Raw genomic sequence first — 1,308 nt, forward strand, 5'->3', positions numbered from 1 at the left:
CTCGTTGAGCGGCGCGCCGCCGACCAGGACGACATAATCGTCACGGATGCCCTTTTCCTTCATCGTGTCGATAACGACCTTCATGTAGGGCATGGTGGTGGTGAGCAGCGCCGACATGCCGATGATGTCGGGCTGGTGCTGCTCGATGGCGTCGAGATATTTCTCGACCGCGTTGTTGATGCCGAGGTCGATGACGTCGAAGCCGGCGCCCTCCATCATCATGCCGACGAGGTTCTTGCCGATGTCGTGGATGTCGCCCTTGACGGTGCCGATCACCATCTTGCCCTGCTTCGGCGCGCCGGTGGCGGCGAGCAGCGGACGCAGGATAGCCATGCCGGCCTTCATGGCATTGGCGGAAAGCAGCACTTCCGGCACGAACAGAATGCCATCGCGAAAATCTTCGCCGACGATGCGCATGCCTTCGACCAGCGCCTCGGTCAGCACCTTGTAAGGCGCCCAATTGCGCTCGAGAAGGATATGCGTGCCTTCCTCGATTTCTTCCTTCAGACCGTCATAGAGGTCGTCGTGCATCTGCTGCACAAGCTCCTCGTCGGAAAGCTCGGAAAGGATGATCTCGTCGTCGGCCATTTTTCCTCGGGCTCCTTGCTGCTCGGAATGACTGCGGCAGCCTAAAAAACGATGCGCCAATACCTAACCCGCGAGGGCAAGCTAGCCATAGCTGATTTGCGACTTCCCGCAAAAGGAAAGCGACTGAAAAATTGACGCTTTTCTTGTCGATTTTGCGACAGGTGTTGGCGCTGGCTGGCCGTTTCCAATAGGGTGCATGGCTACGATCCAGGCAAGAAGCGGCAGCGACGGGCCGCCCAGCCAATTCAGGCCAAGTTACAGGAAGAACGATCATGAGCGATAACGCGGCAGTCGAGCAGGAAGCGCCGGGTGGACGACGCGGTCGCGGCGCCAGCGGCGGCGCGGCGGCACGCCGGGCAGCCCGTTCAGGCGGCGGTCCGGGCACCCAGCTCACGTACATCAAGCGCAAGATCAACGTCTACGAGGTCCTCAACGAGGAAGGCCTGGCGCTGATCGAGAAGAATACCGACACGGTGCTGGAAGAGATCGGCATCATCTTTCGCGATGACGCCGAGGCGCTGGCGCTGTGGAAGGAGGCGGGCGCCGACGTCAAGGGCGAGCGCGTGCATTTCCCCAAGGGGCTCTGCCGCTCGCTCTTGAAGACCGCGCCTTCGATCTACACCCAGCATGCGCGCAATCCGGACCGCTCGGTGCAGATCGGCGGCAACGCGACCGTGTTCGCGCCGGTCTACGGCCCGCCCTTCGTGCGCGACCTCGACG

General features: G+C 61.7%; 2 protein-coding genes. One reads left to right on the forward strand and one right to left on the reverse strand.

All coding sequences use genetic code 11. The features are described from left to right. A partial coding sequence (locus EOA24_RS38220; protein ID WP_127410840.1) for a B12-binding domain-containing protein occupies nucleotides 1–588 on the reverse strand: 588 nt, incomplete at its 3' end. Nucleotides 589–860: 272 nt separating this feature from the next. Between EOA24_RS38220 and EOA24_RS38225 the strand changes: the two genes are divergently transcribed. Beyond that, a partial coding sequence (locus EOA24_RS38225) for a trimethylamine methyltransferase family protein (protein ID WP_189354603.1) occupies nucleotides 861–1,308 on the forward strand: 448 nt, incomplete at its 3' end.

The sequence above is a fragment of the Mesorhizobium sp. M2A.F.Ca.ET.039.01.1.1 genome (genome assembly GCF_003998035.1).
In the GTDB taxonomy this organism is placed as follows: Bacteria; Pseudomonadota; Alphaproteobacteria; order Rhizobiales; family Rhizobiaceae; genus Mesorhizobium.